Genomic DNA, 21,391 nt, shown 5'->3' on the forward strand with positions numbered 1-21,391 from the left:
CCTCCCGCGAAGGCCCCCGGTCCCCCCGGGGGCCTTCGCCGTTCCTAAATGATTTGCCCTCATCGCGGACGTGGTCCGACAATCAGACTTCGTGTCACTCATGCGCCTGCTCCGTCAGCTCTCCCCCGACCTGAGCCCGCTGCGCGACTCCCGCGACTACCGGCTGCTGTTCGGCGCCGGTGTCGTCACCATGTTCGGCACGATGATCACCATGGTGGCGTTGCCGTACCAGATGAAGGAACTGACCGGTTCCTACGTCGCGGTCGGGCTGATGAGCCTGGCGGAGTTCGTGCCGATGGTGGTGTGCGGGTTGTGGGGCGGCGCGATCGCCGACGCGCTCGACCGCCGCCGGATCATCGTGCTGAGCGAGCTGGGCCTGCTGGTCACCACCGCCGCCCTCGTGGTCAACGCGATGCTCCCCCACCCGCAGGTCTGGGTCCTGTACGTGATGGGCGCCCTGTCCACCGGCATCGCCTGCCTGCAGCGTCCGAGCCTGGAGGCGGTGATGCAGCAGGTGGTCCGGCACGACCAGCAGGCCGCGGCGGCGGTGCTGAACAGCCTGCGCTGGAACGTCGGCGCGATCGTCGCCCCGGCGCTGGGCGGCCTGCTGCTGGTGCACCTCGGCACGCACGTCGCCTACGCCATCGACACGGCGACCTTCGTGCTGTCCCTGGCGCTGCTGTGGCGCATCAGCTCGCTGCCGCCCGTCGAGGACGCCGCGCCCGCCTCGCTCAGGTCGCTGGTCGAGGGCGTGCGGTACGCCACCGGCCGCGGCGACCTCATGGGCACGTACCTGGTGGACATCGCGGCCATGGTGTTCGCCATGTCCAACGCGCTGTTCCCGTTCCTGGCCGACGAGCTGCGCTCGCCCGAGTCGCTCGGCCTGCTGTACTCGGCCGCCGCCGTGGGCGCGCTGGCCGCCTCGGTGACCGGCCGCTGGACGGCCCGCGTCCAGCGGCAGGGCCTCGGCGTGATCGTCGCGGCGGCGCTGTGGGGGGTGGCGATGACGCTGACCGCGCTGGCCCCGAGCGTGTGGCTGGTCTTCCTGTGCATCGCGCTGGCCGGCGCGGCCGACATGATCAGCGGCATCTTCCGCACCACGATGTGGAACCAGACCATCCCGCAGGAGCTGCGCGGGCGGCTGGCGGGCATCGAGCTGCTGTCGTACGCCAGCGGCCCGATGCTGGGCAACGCCCGCGCGAGCCTGATGGCCAACTTCGGCGGCACCCGCTTCTCGCTGGGCGCGGGCGGCCTGCTGTGCGTGGGCGCCGTCCTCGGCCTGGCCGCCGCCCTGCCCGGGTTCCGCCGCTACGACGCCAGAACCGACGAACACGCGATCGCCGAACGCGCCCGCCGCCTCGAACAGTCGTCCGACCAGCCCACCCCGGCCTGACCGGCCGGCCACCCCACCGGCCGGCGCGGGGCCCTACTCCGGCTCCCGCCAGCCGTCGTACCGCTCCACCAGCTCATCCACCTGGCCGAGGGCCTGCTCGTCGAGCCCCTCCACGACGACGAGCCACTGGGCGTCCTCGGCGTCGTCCTCACCGGCGAGCGTCTCCCGTACCACCCGGGGCACGCCGAGCCCCGGGAACCACTCCCCCAGCGTCTCGGCGACCTCCTCGGCATCCCCACGCTCGCCGAACACCAGCAACTGCCTCATGCCCCACATTCTCCCGCGAGTTGCACGCGTGTACGTTCGTTCACCGAGCGTGAGCGGAGTGCAGTGACTAGCGTTGGAGGATGACTGCCGAAGCGGTCCTCCCCGACTGGGCCTTCCCTCCGCCGCAGGGCTTTGTCGCCGAGGACCTCGACCGCATTCCGGATCTGCCTCCGCACACCGAGCTGATCGACGGAAGCCTGGTCTTCGCGGGCCCCCGCCAACGCTTCCACCACGACATGATCTTCGGGATGCACCGAGCGCTCGCCGAGGCCGCCCCCGACCGCCTCCAGGTCTGCCAGGCGATGGCCGTGAAGCTGACCCCCGAACAGCGGCCCGAGCCCGACCTGATCGTCCTTGGGCCACAAGCGCCTTCCGACGAAACGATGACCTGCTAGCAGGCCAAGGATGTCGTCCTCGCCGCCGAGGTGGTCTCGCCCGCCTCCGAGGTGCGCGACAGGAAGCGCAAGCCCACCCTCTACGCCGAGGCGGGCATCCCCCATTTCTGGCGCATCGAGAAGGCCGGCGCGCTGCCGGTGGTCTACGTCTACGAGCTCGACCCCGCCACCGGTGCCTACATCGGCACCGGTGTCCACCATCACCGGCTCAAGCTGACCGTGCCGTTCGACATCGACATCGACCTCACCGCCCTCGGCCGGCGCCGCAAGTAGAAAGGGCCGGTACGGCGATCCGTACCGGCCCCCTGTGATCGGCTCAGGCGCTGCGGAGCTGGGCGCCCACGCGGTCGGCCGCCATCGCCACCGCCGCGTCCCTGGCCGCCGTCGTCTCCTCGACCGTCAACGTACGGCCCGCCGCCCGGAACCGCATCGTGTAGGCGAGCGACTTGTTCCCCTCGCCCACCTGCTCACCCGCGTAGACGTCGAACAGCCGCACCGACTCCAGCAGCTCGCCGGCCCCGTCGCGCAACGCCGCCTCCACGTCGGCCACCGGCGTGAAGTCGGGCACGACGAGCGCCACGTCCTGCGTCGCCACCGGGTACGGCGACACCGGCGGCGCCTGCACCGGCCCGGGCATGCCCGACTCCAGCCGCGACAGCTCCAGCTCCATGGCGGCGGTGCGCGGCGGCAGCCCGTACGCCTCGATGACCCGCGGGTGCAGCTCACCGGCGTGCCCCACCAGCGTGTCGCCCACGTAGAGGGCGGCGCACCGGCCCGGGTGCCAGGGCTCGTGCTGGTCGGCGCTGATGGACAGCTCGACCCGCGACTCGGCGGCGACCAGCCGGGCGGCCTGCACGGCGTCGGCCCACGAGGCCTGCCGGCCCGAGCCCCACCAGCCGGACCGCTCGAACTCCCCGGCCAGCACGACCGCGACCCGCAGCGGCTGGTCGGGCAGCGCCGCCTCGATCGAGGCCAGCTCCTCCTCGGTGGGACGGCGCGAGACGCCGAGCACCGGAGCGGCGGCGGGGGCGTTCTCCCGGGGCCGGTAGACCGCGCCCGTCTCGAACAGCGCCACGTCGCCGAAGCCGCGCCCGACGTTGCGGACCAGCGTCTTGAGCAGGCCGGGCAGCAGCGTCGTGCGCATCAGCGGCTCGTCCTCCGACAGCGGGTTGGCCAGGCGCATGGCCCGGCGTCGCGCGTCGTCGGCGGGCAGCTGCAGCCGGTCGAAGTCGTCGGCCCCGATGAACGGGTAGCTGAGCACCTCGACGTAGCCGCCCTCGGCCAGCGCCCGGCCGACCCGCCGGCGCAGCCGCTGCCCCTCGGTCAGCCCGGCGCCCGCCGGGGCGCTGGGCAGCACCGACGGCAGCCGGTCGTAGCCTTCGAGCCGGATGACCTCTTCGGCCAGATCGTTGGGGTCGGTGAGGTCGGGCCGCCACGACGGCGGGGTGACCGTGATCATGTCGGGGCCGGTGACGGCCAGCCTGGCGGCCAGCTCGCCGCCGGTCACGACGCCGGTCGGGTCGACGCCGCCCTCGCGCACGGCCGGGTCGTCGCCGTCGGTCACCAGGCAGCCCACCTGCTCCAGGCGGCCGACGACGACCTCCTTGGAGTACGGGACGCCCGCCACGGCCGACGGATGACCGGCCGGGATCGCGATGCGCGCCGGCGTGACGTCGACCTCGGCGTGCGTCACGCCGGGCTGCACGGTCGCGCCGCCCAGCTCGGCCAGCATGCGCACCGCCCGCCACGAGGCGACCAGCGGCAGCTCGCGGTCGACGCCGCGCTCGAACCGCTTGGACGCCTCCGAGACCAGCCCGTGCCGGCGCGACTCGCGCGAGATGCCGGTGGCCGAGAAGTGGGCGGCCTCGATGACGATGTCGGTCGAGCCGTCGGAGATCTCGGTCTCCAGGCCGCCCATCGTGCCCGCCATGGAGATCGGGCCCGACTGGTCGGTGATGAGGATGTCGTCGGGGTCGAGCTCGCGCACGACGTGGTCGAGCGTCTCCAGCCGCTCGCCCTCCCGGGCCCGCCGCACGACGATCTCGCCGGTCAGCTTCGACCGGTCGAAGGCGTGCAGCGGCTGGCCCAGCTCCAGCATCAGGTAGTTGGTGATGTCGACGGCCAGCGACACCGGGCGCATGCCGGACCGGCTCAGCCGCACCCGCATCCACAGCGGGCTCTGGGCGGTCGGGTCGAAGCCGCGCACCTCGCGCAGCACGAACCGGTCGCAGGCCGTCGGGTCGCCGATGGAAGCCGGCCAGGACGGCTCGCTCTCGGCGGGCACCTCGACGTCGGCCGGGTCGCGGAAGGCCACGCCGAACGCGGTGGCCACCTCGCGGGCCACGCCGCGGACGGACAGCGCGTAGCCGATGTCGGGCGTGATCTCCAGCTCGATCACGTCGTCGCGCAGGCCGAGCAGCTCGACCACGTCGGTGCCGATGGGCGTGCCGGCGGGCAGCACCATGATGCCGTTGTGGTCGTCGCCGAGGCCCAGCTCGCGCTCGGAGCAGATCATGCCCTCGGACATGCGCCCGTACGTCTTGCGCGCCCCCACCTCGAACCCGCCCGGCAGCACGCCGCCGGGCAGCACGACGGGGACGCGGTCGCCGGCGACGAAGTTCGTGGCGCCGCAGACGATCTCGCGCGGCGTCGCCTCGCCCACCTCGACCTTGCAGTGCCTGATCGGCTTCTTGAAGCCGGTGAGCTCCTCGATCTCCAGCACCTCGCCGACGACGACGTTCTTGACGTCGTGGCCGTAGGAGGTGATGGATTCCAGCTTGAGCCCGGCCATGGTGAGCCTGTCGGCCACCTCGTGCGCGGTGGCCACCGGGAGATCGACGTACTCCCGCAGCCAGGAGAGCGGGACCTTCATCAGATCTCCATTCCGAACGGGAGCGTGAAGCGCACGTCCCCCTCGATCATGTCTCGCATGTCTTCGGCGTTGTGGCGGAACATCAGCGTGCGCTCGATCCCCATGCCGAACGCGAACCCGGAGTAGCGCGAGGGGTCGACGCCGCAGGCGATGAGCACCCGCGGGTTGACCATGCCGCAGCCGCCCCACTCGATCCAGCCCTCGGACTTGCAGGTGCGGCACGGCGGGTTGCCGGGGATCGCCGAGGCGCCGCGGCAGACGAAGCACTTCAGGTCCATCTCGGCGGACGGCTCGGTGAAGGGGAAGTAGTTCGGCCGGAACCGGGTGGTGATGCCCTCGCCGAACATGACCTCGGCGAACCTGTCGAGCGTGCCCTTGAGGTGGGCCATGGTCAGGCCCTCGTCGACGGCCAGCCCCTCGGTCTGGTGGAAGACCGGGGTGTGGGTGGCGTCGAGCTCGTCGGTGCGGAACGTCTTGCCCGGCGAGATGACGTAGACCGGCAGCTCGCGCTGGAGCAGCGCGCGGATCTGCACCGGCGAGGTCTGGGTGCGCAGCACCATGCCCGACTCGGTGGAGTCCACGAAGAACGTGTCGTGCTCGGAGCGGGCGGGGTGGTCGGGGGCGATGTTGAGCGCGTCGAAGTTGAACCACTCGCCTTCGAGCTCGGGGCCCTCGGCGACCTCGTAGCCCATGGCGACGAACGCGTCGGCGATGCGCTCCTGCAGCGTGGTCAGCGGGTGACGGGCGCCGCGCGGCCGCCGGTCCCAGGGCAGGGTGACGTCGACGGTCTCCTCGACGAGCACCCGGGCGTCGCGCTCGGCCTCCAGCTCGGCCTGGCGGGCGGCCAGCGCCTCGCCGATCGCTCTGCGGGCGCCGCCGACGCGCTTGCCGGCCTCGGCGCGGGCGGCCGGCGGCAGGGCGCCGATCTCGCGGTTGGCCAGGGCGATGGGCGAGCGGTCGCCCGCGTGCGCCAGCCTGGCCTGCTTGAGTGCGTCGAGGCTGTCGGCCGCCTTGATCGCCGTGAGGGCGTCGGCCTCCATGCGGGACAGCTCGTCGGCATGCAACGGCGTCACCTCGACGGGGTCGTAGTCAGACAAGAGTGAGCTCCGTATCCAGGGCTTGAGCGGAAATGAGTCTAGTGGGGCCCGCCCACCGGACCGACTTCGACGGCTGTCGAGCCGCTCGGGGCTTCAGACCGTGGCGAAGTCGGGTGTGCCGGTGGGCACGGTAAATCGGAACTCCGCGCCGCCCTCGGGCGCGCGCTGCACGGTGATCGTGCCGCCGTGTGCCTCGACCAGGCCCTTCACGATGAACAGGCCGAGCCCGGTGCCGCCGCGCCTGCGGCTGTTGCCGCCCCGCCAGAACTGCCGGAAGACGCGCGGAGCCAGCTCGGGCTCGATGCCCTCGCCCTCGTCGCGCACCGACACGGCCACTCCCCATCCGACGGATTCGATCTCGATCGTCACGGTGCCACGCCCGTGGCGCACCGCGTTCTCCACCAGATTACCCAGAATCTGGTCGATCTTGTCCTGGTCGAGCCACATCTCCGGCAGGCGGTCGCCGACGATCAGGCGGTAGCGGTCTTCGGAGTCGCCCGCCGCGACCCGGCCGGCGACCAGCCGGCGCGCCCTGGCCGGCAGGTCGACGACCTGGCGGCGCACCTCCAGCCGCCCGGACTCGATGCGCGAGACGTCGAGCAGCTCGGTGATGAGCCGGGTGACGCGGTCGGCGTCGTTGTTGACGGTCTCCAGCATGACGCGCTTCTGCTCGTCGGTGAAGCGCGTCCACTTGGCCAGCAGGGTGGCGGTGAAGCCCTTGACGCTGGTCAGCGGCGAGCGCAGCTCGTGGGCCACGGTGGAGACCAGGTCGGCGCGGCTGCGCTCCAGCCGGGCGCGGGCGCCGCCGTCGCGCAGGGTGATCGTGACCCGCTCGACCTCGCCGCCGCGCTCGGGCTCGCGCACCAGCCGGGCCGCGACGTAGAGCTCCTGGCCGCCCGGCAGGTGCAGCGGCCGCTCGGGGACCCTGGTCCTGGTACGCAGCCCGCCCTCGGGATCGAGCGCCTTCCACCACTCGCGCCCGTCGTGGTCGCGGAAGGGGAAGACCTCGTTCATCTCCCGGCCCACGGCGCGCTCCATGGCGACCCGGGTGAGCCGGGCGGCGGCCCGGTTGACGGCCAGCACGCACCCATATCGGTCGGTCACGATAAGACCGTCGGGGAGGTCGTCGATGGAGATCGTGCACGCGGCGGCCACGACTCGCCCGTCGGTTTCTGCGCCGTGCACGACCTCGCCTCCTCCGCCTACAACGCCGACAATAGCGGGTTTCCGGCCGCCTAGGGCACTCGCTGAGCCCTGGCGGAGGAGTAAAGGCACACCGCCGCGGCGGTGGCCAGGTTGAGACTTTCAGCCTGTCCGTAGATGGGCACTCTGACCACATCGTCCGCCTCGGCGCGTATCTCCTCCGGCAGTCCCCAGGCCTCGTTCCCGAAGATCCACACGGTCGGTCCGGAAAGATCCACGTCGTCGAGCGTGTGCTTGCCCGCGCCGTCGGCCGCCAGCACGCGCATGCCCCGCTCCCTCAGTTGACGCACGGCGGCGGCGACCGGTGCACCGATGACGACCGGCAGATGAAACAGGCTGCCCGCGCTGGCGCGCACGCACTTGCCGTTGTAGGGGTCGACGGAGGCGTCGGTGAAGATCACGGCGTCCGCCCCGGCGGCGTCGGCCGCCCGCATGACGGTGCCGGCGTTGCCCGGGTCGCGTACGTGCGCCAGCATCGCGACCAGCTTCGGCTGCCCGGCCAGCGCCTCCTCCAGCGGCACGTGCACGAGCCGGCACACCGCCAGCAGCCCCTGCGGGGTCACCGTCTGGGACAGCTCCGACATGACCTCGCCGCTGGCCCGGTGGACGGGCACCCCCTGCAGCGTGGCCTGGGTGACGAGCTCGGCGTGCCGCAGCTCGGCCTCGGCGGTGGTGAACAGCTCCAGCGTCACCCCGTCGAGTTTGAGCGCCTCGCGCACCGCCTGCGGCCCTTCGGCCAGGAACCTGCGGTCCTGCTCCCTGAAGGCGCGCTTGGTGAGCCTGCGTGCGGCCTTCACCCTCGGCGACTTCACGTTGGTCAGCTCGGACCCGGCCATGCTCTCCCCCTGATCGTGCGTGGATACAGCAAAAGGGCCCACCGTGACGGTGGGCCCTCTGTGCCTGAAGGCGACCTCAGCTCGCGGTGGCCGGAGCGTTCACGTTCGACGGCAGCGCCTTCTTGGCGGCCTCGACGAGCGTGGCGAAGGTCGAGGCGTCGTTGACCGCGAGGTCAGCGAGGATCTTGCGGTCGACCTCGATGTTGGCCAGGCGCAGGCCCTGGATCAGGCGGTTGTAGGTGATGCCGTTGGCGCGGGCAGCGGCGTTGATCCGCTGGATCCACAGACGGCGGAACGCACCCTTACGGTCCTTGCGGTCCCGGTAGGCGTACGTCATCGAGTGGAGCATCTGCTCCTTGGCCTTGCGGTACAGCCGCGACCGCTGGCCACGGTAACCGCTCGCCCTGTCGAGGACGACCTTGCGCTTCTTCTTGGCGTTGAGCGCCCGCTTCACGCGTGCCATGTTTCTTCTCCCCGGGGGTTCGCGCTACTTGGCGAGCAGCTTCTTGATCTTCTTGGTGTCTGCCGGCGAAACGACGACTTCACCCTTGAGACGACGCGTCAGCGTGGACGACTTCCACTCGTTGTAGTGCGCGCGGCTGGCGCGGCGGCGCTTGAGCTTGCCGGTGCCGGTGAGCCGGAACCGCTTCTTCGCACCGCTGTGCGTCTTCATCTTCGGCATGTCGCCGTCTCTCCTCAATTCGGTCGTGCCGGTGGCCGGGCCGGTGCTGGCCGGCCCGGTCGCGGCTTGTTCGTCTGCCGGTGGCTGCCGGGGCGCGTGGTGTAAGGCTAACCCCGGCTGCAGGTCACGCTTCCTGTACGGAAGGTTCCGCCGCCTGCACGGAAGACTCCTCTTCCGATGCGGGAAGCTCCTCGCCGCCACGCTGCGCCTTGGCGGCAGCCTTTTCGGCCTTGGCCTCGGCCTTCTTCTTGTGCGGACCGATCACCATGATCATGTTACGGCCGTCCTGCTTGGGCTGGGACTCCACGAACCCGAGCTCCTGGACGTCCTCGGCCAGCCGCTGCAGCAGCCGGAAGCCGAGCTCCGGCCGGGACTGCTCACGCCCGCGGAACATGATCGTGACTTTGACCTTGTCCCCCGCCTTGAGGAACCGCACCACGTGACCCTTCTTGGTCTCGTAGTCGTGCGGGTCGATCTTCGGCCGGAGCTTGATCTCCTTGATGATCGTGTGCGCCTGATTCTTGCGCGCCTCGCGCGCCTTCATCGCGGACTCGTACTTGAACTTGCCGTAGTCCATGAGCTTGCACACGGGCGGTCGAGCCGTGGCCGCGACCTCGACGAGGTCGAGGTCGGCCTCCTGGGCGAGCTTCAGCGCGTCGTGAATGCTGACGATGCCGACCTGCTCGCCGTTCGGGCCCACGAGGCGAACCTCGGGAACTCGGATACGCTCGTTGATGCGGGGCTCAGTGCTGATGGGGCCTCCTAGGTTTGCGATCCCTACGTGCTCGTCGTGGCGGGGGCCTTCCGCGCCGAAGACGCGAAAAGCCCCGCACGTCGCGCATGCGGGGCCACTGAGCTCTGTGGCTTCGTGGCCTCGAGCTCCCCGGAGAGTCCGGCGTGATCCTGGACCCGGCCACCTTTCGGCGACTCGGGTGGGAGGGAGACCTCCGCTTGCGCGTCCAGCAAGGCATGCCGGACCGATCAGAGAGCTACATTACCACAACCACGCAGGCGCCTCGAATCATCCCGCCGGCGCGGGTAATCATCGGGAAGATCACTGCGGACGGGCCGCGGCCCGTCGGGCGATCTCGGCCTCGCCCGCCGCGCGCATGGCCTCGACCGGCACGTCCGGACGGCCGGTCATCAGCTCCACCTGCCGCGCCGCCTGGTGCAGGAGCATCGCGAAGCCGCCGACCACCGTGCCGCCCGCGTCGCGGACCGCCGTGGCCGCCCTGGTGGGCCAGGGGGCGTAGACCACGTCGAACAGCGCCGGCACGCGGGCCAGCCGCCCGGCGAAGGCGTCGGCGGCCCCCGCGGGCAGCGTGGAGACCACCAGGTCCACCCCCGTGTACGCGTCGAGCTTGTCGAACGTCTCCACCGCCAGCGCCACGCCCAGCCGTTCGGCCACCTCGGCGGTCTCCCCCGCCCTGGCCGGGTCGCGGACCAGCAGCGTGGCCGCGAACAGCCCCAGGTTGCGCAGGGCCGCCAGCGCGGAGGCGGCCGTGGCGCCGCCGCCCAGCACGGTCGCCGACCGCGGTGCGGGCACGCCCGCCTCGGCCAGCGCCCGCTCGATGCCGTAAACGTCGGTGTTGTGGCCGTGGCGCAGGCCGTCGGCGAAGACCACGGTGTTGGCCCCGCCCACCTCGACGGCCAGGTCGGAGACGGTGTCGAGGAGCGGCAGCACGGCGCGCTTGAGCGGCATCGTCAGCGACAGCCCCGCCCAGGCGCGCTCGCCGCCCAGCTCACCGCCCTGCTCGCCGTCGCGCTGCTCGCCGCCCCGCTCGCCGTCGCGCTGCCCGCGCACGGGGGTCAGCCCGGCGAGCAGGCCGGGCAGCCGCGCCTCGTCGCACTCGATCGCCTCGTAGCTCCACCCGTCGAGCCCCATCGCCGCGTAGGCGGCCCTGTGCAGGTGGGGCGAGAGCGAATGCCCGATCGGCGAGCCCATGACCGCAGCCCGCATCGACACTCCTTCCGGGAACACGGTCCCTCCTCCTACCACGCCGCGGGGGCCGCCGGTCGTCGGACGGCTCCCGCGGCGGAGGTCAGCCGCCGTTCCGCTTGTACTCGGCCAGCAGCGCCTGGCGTTCGGCCTCGGTGGTCGCGAACTTGGTGACGCGGCTGTTGGGGTCGGTGGCGACGAAGTAGAGCCAGTCGCCCTTGGCCGGGTTGAGCGCCGCCTCGATGGCGTGCTGGCCCGGGTTCGAGATGGGGCCCGGCGGCAGGCCGAGGTACATGTACGTGTTGTACCGGCTATTGGTCTTCGTCTCGGCGATGGTGGCGGCGGTGCGGTACTTGTTGAGCGCGTACATGACCGTGCTGTCCATCTCCAGCTTCATCTCCGGGTCGCGGTCGAGCCGGTTGTAGATGACGCGGGCGATCTTGGGCATGTCCTCGAACCGGCCGGCCTCGGCCTGGATGATGCTGGCGATGACCACGATGTCCTGGGGCTTGCGGCCCAGGGCCTTGGCGCCGCCTTCGAGGTCGACCTCGTCGGCCGTCTGGTTGAACCGCTTGACCATCGCGCCCAGGATCTGGGCCGGGGTGGCGTTGGGCGGGAACTCGTAGGTGGCCGGGAAGGCGTAGCCCTCCAGCTTGCCCTTGGCGTACGACGGCAGGTCGAGGTCGGCGGTGTCCTTGGCCGCGGCCGCGAACCCCTTGGCCGGCTTGCCCGTCGCCTTGGCCAGCGTGGTCAGCGTGTCGGACAGCCGCAGGCCCTCCTTGACGCCCACCTTGGCCAGCAGCTTGTTCTCGGGGCTCAGCATCGCCACCGCGTCGGCCGCCGACATCTTCTTGCGCATCTTGTACTGGCCGGGCTGGAGCGAGCCGCTCTTGCCGGCGTTGCCGATGGCGGTGCTGAACGCCCTGGCGCTGGCCACGACGCCGAGGCGCACCAGCTCCTCGGCCACCTCCGACGCGCTCTGGCCGTCCTTGATCTCGACGGTCACCTCGCCGGTGCCCTGGCCGGTGTAGTCGTCGGGCACGAGGGCGTCGCTGACCCACAGGTAGCCGTAGTAGCCGCCGCCGCCGATGATGCCCGCCAGCACGACGAAGGCGAGCAACGGCGCGATGAAGCCGCCCCGGTTACGACGTCTGCGCCGGCGGCGGTTGCCGCCGCGCTTGCCGGAGCCGCGGGCACGGCGCCGGGACCGGCCCTCGTCGTCCTCGGTGCCGAGCAGGGAGTTCAGATCGAGATCGCTCATAGCTGCGCTGGCCAATCTCCCGGCACGGCCCGTTCGGCGTCAAGCGGTTGTGCCGAACCGGCGGAGCTCACCGGGCGAAACGGGGGGATCCGCCGGTCATGCTCCCACGACCAGCGGAGATCACTCTGGGTAGCCATGCTAGGGGATGGGAAGAGGGCGCATGACCCGGTATGGGGCTTTTGCGCGGGCACAGGGGGGGTCCCGCCGAACATCAGTCCGTCCCGAGGTTCTTGTTCAACTCTTCCCGGTATCTCACGAACTCGCTCTCTTTGTTGGTGAATTTGGTGATTCTATGCGCCGGATCCGTCGTCACAAACCAGTGCCAATCACCCGCGGCTGGATTCAGGGCCGCCAGCAGCGCCTTCTCACCCGGATTGGCGATGGGCCCCGGCGGCAGTCCGCGGCGGTGGTAGGTGTTGTAGGGCGAGTTCACCTTGGTGTCGCTCTCCGTGACTTTCAGTGACCGGCGGTTCTGCGCGTACAGGACCGTGGTGTCGAGCTCCAGCGGCGTGTTGCTCTTGAGTCTGTTGTAGATCACTCTGGCGATCTTGGGGTAATCGGCGTCGGTGCCGCCCTCCGCCTGCACGAGGCTGGCGACCGTGAGCGCCTCCAGCGGGGTCAGGCCGAGCCGCCGGGCCCGCTCCGCCAGGTGGATCTGCCGGGCGGCCACGCCCCACCGCTCCACCATGGCGGCCAGCACGTCCACCGCCTTGTCGCCGGGCTCGACCTCGTACGTGGCGGGGAACAGGAAACCCTCGATCCCGGGCGCGTACGACGGCAGCCCGAGCAGGCTCTTGTCCACGCTCTGCAGCTCCTTCAGCGGCAGCGCGGCCAGCTGGGCGACGCGCCGCAGCACCTCGGCCGCGCGCAGCCCCTCCGGCACCGCCACCCGCCTGACCATCCGGGAGGCGGGCGCGAGCAGCAGGTCGAGCGCCGCGCCCGCGGCCATGCCCTTGCGCAGCCGGTAGTGGCCAGGACGCAGCCGGTTGGCCACGGCCCGCTCCTGAGCCGCGTTCACGAACGAACGCGAGCTGGCCACCACGCCGGCGTCGGCCAGCGCGGTGCCGATGTCCTCGGCGTTCGCCCCGGGCGGAATGCGGACGGTCACCGTCCCGCTGCCCACGCCCTCGAAGTCCTCGGGGCTCAGGTACGGCCTGACCACCGTGAGCACGCCCGCGCCCGCCGCCACCAGGGCGGCGACCAGCGCGGCGGAGACCAGCCCAGCCTTGCCCAGGGCCCGGCCACGACGGGACGACCGATCACTCCCGGCCCGCTCCGCACCCACCGGACGCGGGCCGCTCCCGGCGGACCCCCCGGCCACCGGCCGCGAGCCACCTCCGGAAGCCTCCTCGCGAGCCGACCGCGGGCCGCTGCCGGAAGGCTCCTCGCCGGCCGACTGCGGGCTGCTTGAGAATGGCTCCTCGCGAGCCGACCTCGGGCCGCCCCCGGGCGGCTCCTCGCCGGCCCACTGCGAGCTGCTGCCGGCAGGGATTCCAGCCGCCGGCTGCCGGCTGCCTCGGGGAGGGTCCTCGGCCGCCGGCTGCGTCTCGTGCTCGCTGTCCGGCCGCAGGAACGGGATGACCTCGCCGTCGTCGTCGGGGGTGGTGCTCACGCGGCCACCTCGCCGGTCGGACGCCCGGCGGGCGGCATCGGGGCCTGCGCACGAACCATGCCCTCGGGACGGGCCTTTCGGTGCCGCCCGGTCATGAGGCAGGTCCGTCGGCCGCCGCGGGGGGCGGTTCGACGGGCCTGCCTGGTGGTCTGTCGGTGGCGCGTTCGGAGTCGAGGGCGTCCTGGAGCAGCACGACGGCGGCCGCCTGGTCGACGACCCCGCGCTGCTTCTTGGCGCGTACGCCGCTGGCCCGCAGCCCGTGCTGGGCGGCGACCGTGGTGAGCCGCTCGTCGAACAGCCGCACGGGTGTGGGCGCCAGCCGGCCGGCCAGCTCGGCGGCGAACGCGCGGGCCAGCCCGGCCGCCTGCCCCTCACGCCCGGACAGCGACGTGGGCAACCCCACGATCACCTCGATCGCCTCGTGCTCGGCGACGATCTCGGCGAGCCGGTCGAGGTCGCCCTTGCCGCGGCGCACGGTCTCGACCGGCGTGGCCAGCGTCCCGCTGGGGTCGCTGCGCGCCACGCCGATGCGTACGGAGCCGACGTCGACGCCGATCCGCGAACCGAACCTCATGTCATCCGATCTGCTCGCCGATGGCCTGTTCGACCAGGCCGAGCGCGTCGCCGATCGCCTCGGGCCGCGTACCGCCGCCCTGCGCGACATCGTCCTTGCCGCCACCGCCACCCCCAAGAGCCTTGGCGGCGACGCCGACCAGCCTTCCGGCCTTGAGCCCCCGCTCGCGCCCCGCCTCGTTGACCGCGGCGACCACCACGGGCCGGTCGGAGGGGGCGCCGGCGATCACCACGACCGCCGGCCGGTCGGCCGGGAATCTGCCACGCACATCAAGCGCGAGCTTACGCAGATCGTCGGCGCCGGTGCCATCAGGCGCGCGGTGTGTCACCACGGAGACTCCGTGCAGGTCACGGGCCTGGGACGCCAGCTCACCGGCCACCTGGAGCACCTGCGCCGAGCGCACCTTCTCCAGCTCCTTCTCGGCGGTGCGCAGGCGGGTGACGATGCCCTCGATGCGCTCGGGCAGCTCCTCGCGGCGCGCCTTGAGCTGCTCGGACAGCTGGGCCACCAGCACGCTCTCGCGGGCCAGGAAGCGGAAGGCGTCGATGCCGACCAGCGCCTCGACCCGGCGCACGCCCGCGCCGACCGACTGCTCGCCCAGCACCTTGACCAGGCCGAGCTGCCCGGAGCTGTGCACGTGGGTGCCGCCGCACAGCTCGCGCGAGTAGTCGCCGATCTCGACCACGCGGACCTCGTCGCCGTACTTCTCGCCGAACATCGCCAGCGCGCCCATCGCCCTGGCCTCGGCCTGGGAGGTGTAGAACGCGTTGACCTTGAGGTCGTTGATCAGCACCGCGTTGACCTCGTCCTCGACGTCGCGCAGCACGCTGGCCGGGACGGCGCCCGCCGCGGTGAAGTCGAAGCGGAAGCGGCCCGGGGAGTTCTCCGAGCCCGCCTGCGCGGCCGTCTCGCCCAGCGCGTTCTTGAAGCCGCGGTGGACCAGGTGGGTGGCGCTGTGGCTGCGCGAGATCGCCCGGCGGCGCTCGACGTCGATCTCGGCCTGCGCCTCGTCGCCCGCCTTCAGCTCACCGCTGCGGACCTTGCCACGGTGGACGATCAGGCCCTTGAGCGGCGACTGCACGTCGAGGATCTCGACCTCGGCGCCCGCCGTGCGGATGACGCCCTGGTCGGCGAGCTGGCCGCCGCCCTCGGCGTAGAACGGGGTGCGGCCGAGCACGATCTCGACGGTCGTGCCCGCGCCGGCCGCCGGCACGCTGACGCCGTCGACCAGGATGCCGACGACGGTGGTCTCGGCCTCGGTCTCGTCGTAGCCCAGGAAGTCGATCTTGCCGGCCTTCTCCAGCAGGTGGCCGAAGACGGAGATGTCGGCGTTGCCGGTCTTCTTGGCCGCGGCGTCGGCCTTGGCCCGCTGCCGCTGCTCCTTCATCAGGCGGCGGAAGCCCTCTTCGTCGACCTTCAGGCCCTGCTCGGCCGCCATCTCCAGGGTGAGGTCGATGGGGAAGCCGTAGGTGTCGTGGAGCTGGAAGGCCTGGTCGCCCGAGAGCGTCGAGCCGGACTTGCGCTTGGTCTCCTCCACGGCCACGTCGAAGATCGCGGTGCCGGTGCGGAGGGTGCCCAGGAAGGACGTCTCCTCGGCGTCGATGACCGCGTGGATCTGCGGCGCGTCGGCCTTGAGCTCGGGGTACTGCTCGCCCATCACGTTGATCGCGACGTCGGTCAGCTCGTGCATGTAGCGCTCGTCGCCGGAGCCGAGCAGGCGCAGGTTGCGCACCGAGCGGCGCAGGATGCGGCGCAGCACGTAGCCGCGGCCCTCGTTGCCGGGCATGACGCCGTCGGCGACCAGCATGGTGCCGGTGCGCACGTGGTCGGCGATCACGCGCAGGCTCACGTCGGCGCGGTGGTCGCGGCCGTAGCGGGTCTTGGTGAGCTCGGCCGCCTTGTCGAGGATCTTGTAGGTGGTGTCGATCTCGTAGAGGTTGTCGACGCCCTGCAGGATCGTCGCCATGCGCTCCAGGCCCATGCCGGTGTCGATGTTCTTGGCCGGCAGCTCGCCGGAGATGTCGAAGTCGACCTTGGTGCGGACCTGGCTGAGCTGGTACTGCATGAAGACGAGGTTCCAGACCTCGAGGTAGCGGTCCTCGTCGGCGACGGGGCCGCCCTCCTTGCCGTACTCGGGGCCGCGGTCGTAGTAGATCTCCGAGCAGGGGCCGCCGGGGCCGGGCACGCCCATGTGCCAGTAGTTGTCCTCCAGGCCGCGGCGCTGGATGCGGCTCTCGGGCACGCCGACCTTGTTGCGCCAGATGTCGTAGGCCTCGTCGTCCTCGAGGTAGACGGTGGCCCACAGCCGCTCCTCGGGGAAGCCGAAGCCGCCGTCGGACTCGGACCTGGTGAGCAGCTCCCACGCGAACGGGATCACTTCGGACTTGAAGTAGTCGCCGAAGGAGAAGTTGCCCAGCATCTGGAAGAAGGTGGCGTGCCGGGTGGTCTTGCCGACCTCTTCGATGTCGGGGGTGCGCACACACTTCTGCGCGGTGGCCAGCCGTGACGCCGGAGGCTTGCGCTGCCCCAGGAAGTACGGCTTGAACGGCACCATACCGGCAGGAACCAGGAGTAGCGTGGGGTCCTCAGCGATCAGGCTGGCCGAGGGCACGACCTTGTGCCCACGCTCCTCGAAGAAGCGCAGGAAGCGGCGGGCTATCTCTGCCGACTCCATTGTGGCCATCCTTTGCTGGTAGTCAGTTGTCGATTTCAGCGTTGTCGAGCCCGAAGCGCGCCCGCAACTGGGTTTCGCGCTCGGCGGCCTCGCCGAGCGCGTCAGAGGTAAAGTCTCTCACCCGCGCGAGCATCCCCGCCGCGCCGTCGGCGGTGCGCCGTACGACGTGGGTCGGGTGCAGCGCCTGCAGCCTGCGCATCACCCAGAAGGCGAGGAACGCGCCGAGCGAGAGGTAGAACAGCCGTCTGATCACCGGGACCGCCTCACCCGGGCGGGCCTGCGGGCCTCGATGGCGCGCCGCACGCCGTAGCCGAGCGACGACACCTTGATCAGCGGGCCCGTGAAGATGGTCTGCGTCACCGCGCTGAGCTTGGCGGCGTGCGCGCTGACCTGCTTGACGTCCTGGGCGATGGCCTCGACGGCGACCAGTTGCCTGTTGGTCTCGTTGACCGTGACGCTCACGTCGTCGAGCAGCGGGACCAGGCGGTTGTTCAGGTCGGAGACCGCCTTGGTGGTCTCGGTGAGCAGCCTGGCGAGCTTGACGAGCACCATGGCGAGAACGCAGACCAGGACAATCCAGCCCGTGGCCGCGATCAGCCCGGCGACCTCTCCAGCGGTAAGCATCCGCTCATCTCCCTCGTACGCTGGGCCGGAACGGCATGAACCCTATCGCGTCCCGGCGACAAGGTCGGTGAGGAAAACGGGCCGGATCCGGCGGCGAGGCCACCTGCGGACACTTCCGTGACCGATCACATGCCGCTCCGACCAGGCGTTCCGCCGCCCGGCCCGCCTCCTGCCGCTCCTTCTGTCACGCCTTCTGTCACGGCTCGGGCACGCGGGCGAAGGCGCGTACGGGAACCCGCCCGGCGCCCTCCAGGAGCGGCGGCGCGGCCGTGAACAGGGCGCCGGTGGGCGGCAGCCGGTCGAGCCCGGCCAGCCGCTCCACGACCGGCACGCCCGCCGCCAGCAGCACGTCGAGAGCCGCCGAGCCCCCCGGGCCGTCGAGCCCGTCCGCGTCGGTGCCGACCAGGGACGCGCCGCTCGCGGCCAGCCACTCGGCGGCCTGCGGGGTGAGCCTTCCCCCGCCGGGCGCGCCGGTGTGCAGCAGCACCGCCCTGCCGCGCACGTCGAAGGCGGCCAGCGCGCCCACGCCGACCTCCCGCGCCTCGGCTCCCGCCACGCGCACCACCACGGCGGGCAGTTCGGCGGTGCGGGCCAGGGGCAGGCCGGTCAGGTCGCCGCCGGGCGCGACCAGGCGCGTGCCGCCGTCGGCGGGCGGGCGGGCCAGCTCGACCAGCACTCCCCCGGCGGCCGGCGCGGCCTGCGCGGCGCGGTCGGAGGGCCCTCCCCTGGTGCCCTTGTGCGGCTCGGCGAAGATCTCGACGTTGTCGAGCTCGACGCCGTCGGTCATCAGCAGGCCGAGCGAGGCCACGAACAGCCCGGCGATCTCGTCCTCGGAGGCGTCGGGGCCGGGCAGGTCGACGCGGAAGCCGTGGACGGCGAGGTCGCCGCCGTTGCCGAAGGTGATGCGGGCGTCGAAGCTCGCGCGGTGGTCGGTCATGATGGCGATCAATCTAGCGCGCGGGCAGGGGCTCAGGAGCCGCGCAGGAACTCGCGGATCCGGGCCCAGCGGTCGGCCACCGGGGCCTCGGCGCCGTGCCGGGTGGGCTCGTAGTAGCGGCGGTCGCGCACCTGCTCGGGCGCGTAGTCCTGGCGCACCAGGCCGTGGTCGAAGTCGTGGGGGTACTTGTAGCCGCCGCCGTGGCCGAGCTTGGCCGCGCCCGGGTAGTGGGCGTCGCGCAGGTGGCCGGGGACCTGGCCGATCAGCCCCTTGCGGACGTCGCCGACCGCCGCGCCGATGGCCTTGACGACCGCGTTGGACTTGGGCGCCATCGCGCAGTGGATGACGGCGTGGGCCAGGTTGATCTGCCCCTCGGGCAGCCCGATGAGCTGCACGGCCTGGGCCACGGCCACCGCGGTCTGCAGGCAGGTGGGGTCGGCCATGCCGACGTCCTCGGAGGCGAAGATGACGATGCGGCGGGCGATGAAGCGCGGGTCCTCGCCGGCCTCGATCATGCGGGCGAGGTAGTGGAGGGCCGCGTCGGCGTCGGAGCCGCGCATCGACTTGATGAACGCGCTGATCACGTCGTAGTGCTGGTCGCCCTGGCGGTCGTAGCGCACGGCGGCCTTGTCGGCGGCCTTCTCCACCACCTCGACGGTGATGTCGTCGGCCAGCAGCGCGGCGGCCTCCAGGTAGGTCAGCGACCTGCGCGCGTCGCCGCCGGCCAGGCGCACCAGGTGGTCGAGGGCCTCGGGCGCGAGCCGGGCGCGACCGTCCAGGCCGCGCGGCTCGGCCACCGCGCGCTCCAGGACCGCGCGCACGTCGTCGTCGGACAGCGACTCCAGCGTGAGCAGCAGCGAGCGCGACAACAACGGCGAGATGACCGAGAAGTACGGGTTTTCGGTGGTGGCGCCGATGAAGGTGACCCAGCGGTTCTCCACCGCCGGCAGCAGCGCGTCCTGCTGGGCCTTGTTGAAGCGGTGGACCTCGTCGACGAACAGCACGGTCTGCCGGCCGCTCATGCCCAGCTCGCGGCGGGCGTTGTCGATGGCGGCGCGGACGTCCTTGACGCCGGCCGAGACGGCGGAGATCTCGACGAAACGGCGCTTGGTGACGTTGGAGACGACGTAGGCCAGGGTCGTCTTGCCGGTGCCGGGCGGGCCCCACAGGAACAGCGACATGGGGGCCTCGCTCTCGACCAGCCGCCGCAGCGGCGTGCCGGAGCCCAGCAGATGCCGCTGGCCGATCACCTCGTCGAGGGTGCGCGGGCGCATCCGCACCGCGAGGGGTTGCGGGGTGGCCTCCTCAGCCGCCGAATCGAACAGGCTATCCACAACGCGAGATTACACGCCGGTCAGACCCGCCGCGGCCCACACGGCCCTGGCCCCGGAGTCGCCCGCCCGGAAGCAGAAGTAACCCGCCACGACGGCCAGGACGACCGTCAGCGCCGACAGCACCAGCGTGACGGGCCTGCCGAACCGGTCGGAGGTGAGCGAGCCGCGGGCGGGGGTGGTGGCGTACACCAGGGCCAGGCAGGCGGCGGCGAGCCCGGCCGCCGACAGCAGCAGCGGGGTCGCGAAGCCCTCGTGGACGGCGACGCGCGCGCCGAGCGGGCCGCCCACGCCGGTGAAGCGGGCCCGCTTGAGGCTCTCGCCGCTCTCCTTGGCCGCCAGGACCGCCGCGGGGGCGGCCACGGCCAGCAGCACCACCGCCCACGCCGTCACGGCCCGTACGCGGGGCGCCAGGGCGTACGCGGCGCCCACGAGGACGAGCAGCGGGGTCAGCACCACGGCGAGGTGCACGATCAGCGGATGGGCCGGCAGGCCGAGGATCTGGTCGAACACGATCACTCCTTGGAGGGGTCCACCTGGACTACGTATCCGTCAGCGAAATGGTTCTCTCCTCGCTTGCCCCACTCTGCGGCTTCCGCCACTTACGCCCGGCACATATCGGAGGCCGGTAGCATTCGCGGAGTTGTTTGGTCATGTGTCGGCAAAGATGAAGGAGACAACCGGTGAGCGGCGACGACCGCCAGAGCGAGCTGGCCCGGGAGCACAAGGAGCGGCAGGCGAGGCGCGCGGCCGAGCAGACCGCCAAAGCCAGGCGGAACACCTTCATCGGCGCGGGCGTGGCCGTCGTCGTGGTGGCGGGCGGCATCTTCGCCGCGACCACCCTGATGGGCGACGACAAGAAGACGGTCGCGGCGGAGAGCACCCCCTCGCCCTCCGCCAGCACCAGTTCCCCCGCCCCGACGGCGCTGCCGAGCACCACGCCGCCCAAGAAGGCGGGCAAGGTGTCGTGCACCTACAAGCGTGACGACTCCGCGCCCAACAAGTTCGTCGGCCTGCCGGGCAAGCGGCCCAACCTCAAGCTCAAGACGATGACCGTGAGCACCAACCACGGCGACATCGTGATCGACGTCGACGCGAACGCGACCCCGTGCTCGGTCAACTCGATGGCGTTCCTGGCCAAGAAGGGCTTCTACGACAACACCAAGTGCCACCGGCTGGTGACGCCGGAGACGGCCGGTCTGTACCTGCTGCAGTGCGGCGACCCGCAGGCCAAGGCCGACGGCCGGAACCCGACCGACGGGCAGGGCACGGCCGGTTACGTGTTCGGCGACGAGGCCGTCGGCATGTCCTACACCAAGGGCGTGGTGTTCCTGACCCAGCCCGACGGCGCGTCCGGGCAGAACAGCAGCCAGTTCGCCATCTCGCTGTCGGACGAGAACGGCCAGCTGGAGCCGCAGTACTCGGTGCTCGGCATGGTCCGCTCCGGCCTGGACATCATCGAGAAGGTGGCCAAGGACGGCGTCATCGTCAACGGCGACGACATCGTGGGCGACGGCGGCTCGACCGCGCCGAAGAACCCGATCATCATCAAGCGCGTCACCTTGAGATAGCACGCGGAACACGACGGCGGGGGGCCCCCCCCGCCGCGGGGGGGCCGCCCCCCCGGGGGGGTGGGAGGGGGCTTTGGGGGGGGGGGGGGGCCCCCCCCCGCAGCAGGGGGGGGCAGGGGTTAA

General features: G+C 71.7%; 21 protein-coding genes and 1 pseudogene. 4 read left to right on the top strand and 18 right to left on the bottom strand.

Going from position 1 to position 21,391, the window contains the following annotated elements; genetic code table 11:
* Positions 1-100 precede the first annotated feature (100 nt).
* Positions 101-1,393: an MFS transporter gene (locus AB0J76_RS48485; protein WP_352327925.1), complete on the top strand. Its 1,293-nt coding sequence runs from the start codon at positions 101-103 to the stop codon at positions 1,391-1,393.
* Positions 1,394-1,426: 33 nt separating this feature from the next.
* On the opposite strand, the gene AB0J76_RS48490 is transcribed toward AB0J76_RS48485, so the two are convergent.
* Complete coding sequence (locus AB0J76_RS48490; protein WP_352327924.1) at positions 1,427-1,660, bottom strand: hypothetical protein; 234 nt, start codon at positions 1,658-1,660, stop codon at positions 1,427-1,429.
* An 80-nt stretch (positions 1,661-1,740) separates the two neighbouring features.
* Here AB0J76_RS48490 and AB0J76_RS48495 point away from each other — a divergent pair, with 80 nt between their 5' ends.
* Positions 1,741-2,055, top strand: coding sequence for a hypothetical protein (locus tag AB0J76_RS48495; protein WP_352327923.1), 315 nt, complete (start codon positions 1,741-1,743; stop codon positions 2,053-2,055).
* An 18-nt stretch (positions 2,056-2,073) separates the two neighbouring features.
* Positions 2,074-2,328 (top strand): annotated as a pseudogene (locus AB0J76_RS48500) (Uma2 family endonuclease); the annotation flags it as partial.
* A 43-nt stretch (positions 2,329-2,371) separates the two neighbouring features.
* Here AB0J76_RS48500 and AB0J76_RS48505 read toward each other — a convergent pair.
* The 17 genes from AB0J76_RS48505 to AB0J76_RS48585 form a co-directional block, all read right to left on the bottom strand.
* Positions 2,372-4,927 (bottom strand): phenylalanine--tRNA ligase subunit beta, encoded by a 2,556-nt coding sequence (locus AB0J76_RS48505; protein ID WP_352327922.1) that lies wholly within the window; start codon positions 4,925-4,927, stop codon positions 2,372-2,374.
* The gene (gene pheS / locus AB0J76_RS48510; protein WP_352327928.1) at positions 4,927-5,967 is read right to left on the bottom strand and encodes a phenylalanine--tRNA ligase subunit alpha; all 1,041 of its coding nucleotides are present in this window, start codon (positions 5,965-5,967) and stop codon (positions 4,927-4,929) included. The genes AB0J76_RS48505 and pheS overlap by 1 nt, the downstream gene beginning before the upstream one ends.
* Before the next feature lie 150 nt (positions 5,968-6,117).
* Entirely contained in the window at positions 6,118-7,209 is a 1,092-nt protein-coding gene (locus AB0J76_RS48515; RefSeq protein ID WP_352327921.1) for an ATP-binding protein, read from the bottom strand.
* A gap of 50 nt (positions 7,210-7,259) precedes the next feature.
* A complete protein-coding gene (locus AB0J76_RS48520; RefSeq protein ID WP_352327920.1) occupies positions 7,260-8,063 on the bottom strand; it encodes an RNA methyltransferase in 804 nt (267 codons plus the stop codon).
* Between the two features lie 76 nt (positions 8,064-8,139).
* Positions 8,140-8,526: a 50S ribosomal protein L20 gene (gene rplT, locus AB0J76_RS48525; protein ID WP_352327919.1), complete on the bottom strand. Its 387-nt coding sequence runs from the start codon at positions 8,524-8,526 to the stop codon at positions 8,140-8,142.
* 24 nt (positions 8,527-8,550) lie between these two features.
* The gene (gene rpmI / locus AB0J76_RS48530; RefSeq protein WP_125635662.1) at positions 8,551-8,745 is read right to left on the bottom strand and encodes a 50S ribosomal protein L35; all 195 of its coding nucleotides are present in this window, start codon (positions 8,743-8,745) and stop codon (positions 8,551-8,553) included.
* Positions 8,746-8,869: 124 nt separating this feature from the next.
* On the bottom strand, positions 8,870-9,499 hold the full coding sequence (gene infC / locus AB0J76_RS48535) for a translation initiation factor IF-3 (protein WP_364394191.1): 630 nt from the start codon (positions 9,497-9,499) through the stop codon (positions 8,870-8,872).
* Positions 9,500-9,799: 300 nt separating this feature from the next.
* Positions 9,800-10,705, bottom strand: a complete 906-nt coding sequence (locus AB0J76_RS48540; RefSeq protein WP_352331458.1) for a shikimate dehydrogenase — start codon at positions 10,703-10,705, stop codon at positions 9,800-9,802.
* 82 nt (positions 10,706-10,787) lie between these two features.
* A complete protein-coding gene (gene mltG / locus AB0J76_RS48545; protein WP_352327832.1) occupies positions 10,788-11,945 on the bottom strand; it encodes an endolytic transglycosylase MltG in 1,158 nt (385 codons plus the stop codon).
* Positions 11,946-12,156: 211 nt separating this feature from the next.
* Complete coding sequence (gene mltG / locus AB0J76_RS48550; protein WP_352327833.1) at positions 12,157-13,557, bottom strand: endolytic transglycosylase MltG; 1,401 nt, start codon at positions 13,555-13,557, stop codon at positions 12,157-12,159.
* Between the two features lie 91 nt (positions 13,558-13,648).
* Positions 13,649-14,131, bottom strand: coding sequence for a Holliday junction resolvase RuvX (gene ruvX, locus AB0J76_RS48555; RefSeq protein WP_352327834.1), 483 nt, complete (start codon positions 14,129-14,131; stop codon positions 13,649-13,651).
* Position 14,132: 1 nt separating this feature from the next.
* Entirely contained in the window at positions 14,133-16,805 is a 2,673-nt protein-coding gene (gene alaS, locus AB0J76_RS48560) for an alanine--tRNA ligase (protein ID WP_352327835.1), read from the bottom strand.
* Positions 16,806-16,827: 22 nt separating this feature from the next.
* Positions 16,828-17,058, bottom strand: coding sequence for a hypothetical protein (locus AB0J76_RS48565; protein WP_352327836.1), 231 nt, complete (start codon positions 17,056-17,058; stop codon positions 16,828-16,830).
* Positions 17,055-17,429 (bottom strand): DUF948 domain-containing protein, encoded by a 375-nt coding sequence (locus AB0J76_RS48570; protein ID WP_352327837.1) that lies wholly within the window; start codon positions 17,427-17,429, stop codon positions 17,055-17,057. The genes AB0J76_RS48565 and AB0J76_RS48570 overlap by 4 nt, the downstream gene beginning before the upstream one ends.
* A 196-nt stretch (positions 17,430-17,625) precedes the next feature.
* On the bottom strand, positions 17,626-18,366 hold the full coding sequence (locus tag AB0J76_RS48575; RefSeq protein ID WP_352327838.1) for a hypothetical protein: 741 nt from the start codon (positions 18,364-18,366) through the stop codon (positions 17,626-17,628).
* Positions 18,367-18,398: 32 nt separating this feature from the next.
* The gene (locus AB0J76_RS48580; protein ID WP_352327839.1) at positions 18,399-19,700 is read right to left on the bottom strand and encodes a replication-associated recombination protein A; all 1,302 of its coding nucleotides are present in this window, start codon (positions 19,698-19,700) and stop codon (positions 18,399-18,401) included.
* A 9-nt stretch (positions 19,701-19,709) separates the two neighbouring features.
* Positions 19,710-20,210, bottom strand: a complete 501-nt coding sequence (locus AB0J76_RS48585; RefSeq protein WP_352327840.1) for a hypothetical protein — start codon at positions 20,208-20,210, stop codon at positions 19,710-19,712.
* A gap of 170 nt (positions 20,211-20,380) precedes the next feature.
* On the opposite strand from AB0J76_RS48585, the gene AB0J76_RS48590 reads away from it, so the two are divergent.
* The gene (locus tag AB0J76_RS48590; protein WP_352327841.1) at positions 20,381-21,268 is read left to right on the top strand and encodes a peptidylprolyl isomerase; all 888 of its coding nucleotides are present in this window, start codon (positions 20,381-20,383) and stop codon (positions 21,266-21,268) included.
* The last annotated feature ends 123 nt before the right edge of the window (positions 21,269-21,391 follow it).

The sequence above is a fragment of the Nonomuraea sp. NPDC049624 genome, from assembly GCF_040675255.1.
GTDB lineage: Bacteria > Actinomycetota > Actinomycetes > Streptosporangiales > Streptosporangiaceae > Nonomuraea.

Coding starts and splice junctions, on each gene's coding strand:
- AB0J76_RS48570 (WP_352327837.1), bottom strand. CDS start 17,429: ATGCTTACCGCTGGAGAGGTCGCCGGGCTGATCGCGGCCACGGGCTGG.
- rplT (WP_352327919.1), bottom strand. CDS start 8,526: ATGGCACGCGTGAAGCGGGCGCTCAACGCCAAGAAGAAGCGCAAGGTC.
- AB0J76_RS48485 (WP_352327925.1), top strand. CDS start 101: ATGCGCCTGCTCCGTCAGCTCTCCCCCGACCTGAGCCCGCTGCGCGAC.
- rpmI (WP_125635662.1), bottom strand. CDS start 8,745: ATGCCGAAGATGAAGACGCACAGCGGTGCGAAGAAGCGGTTCCGGCTC.
- ruvX (WP_352327834.1), bottom strand. CDS start 14,131: ATGAGGTTCGGTTCGCGGATCGGCGTCGACGTCGGCTCCGTACGCATC.
- alaS (WP_352327835.1), bottom strand. CDS start 16,805: ATGGAGTCGGCAGAGATAGCCCGCCGCTTCCTGCGCTTCTTCGAGGAG.
- AB0J76_RS48520 (WP_352327920.1), bottom strand. CDS start 8,063: ATGGCCGGGTCCGAGCTGACCAACGTGAAGTCGCCGAGGGTGAAGGCC.
- pheS (WP_352327928.1), bottom strand. CDS start 5,967: ATGGAGGCCGACGCCCTCACGGCGATCAAGGCGGCCGACAGCCTCGAC.
- mltG (WP_352327832.1), bottom strand. CDS start 11,945: ATGAGCGATCTCGATCTGAACTCCCTGCTCGGCACCGAGGACGACGAG.
- AB0J76_RS48490 (WP_352327924.1), bottom strand. CDS start 1,660: ATGAGGCAGTTGCTGGTGTTCGGCGAGCGTGGGGATGCCGAGGAGGTC.
- AB0J76_RS48505 (WP_352327922.1), bottom strand. CDS start 4,927: ATGAAGGTCCCGCTCTCCTGGCTGCGGGAGTACGTCGATCTCCCGGTG.
- AB0J76_RS48575 (WP_352327838.1), bottom strand. CDS start 18,366: ATGACCGACCACCGCGCGAGCTTCGACGCCCGCATCACCTTCGGCAAC.
- AB0J76_RS48495 (WP_352327923.1), top strand. CDS start 1,741: ATGACTGCCGAAGCGGTCCTCCCCGACTGGGCCTTCCCTCCGCCGCAG.
- AB0J76_RS48540 (WP_352331458.1), bottom strand. CDS start 10,705: ATGCGGGCTGCGGTCATGGGCTCGCCGATCGGGCATTCGCTCTCGCCC.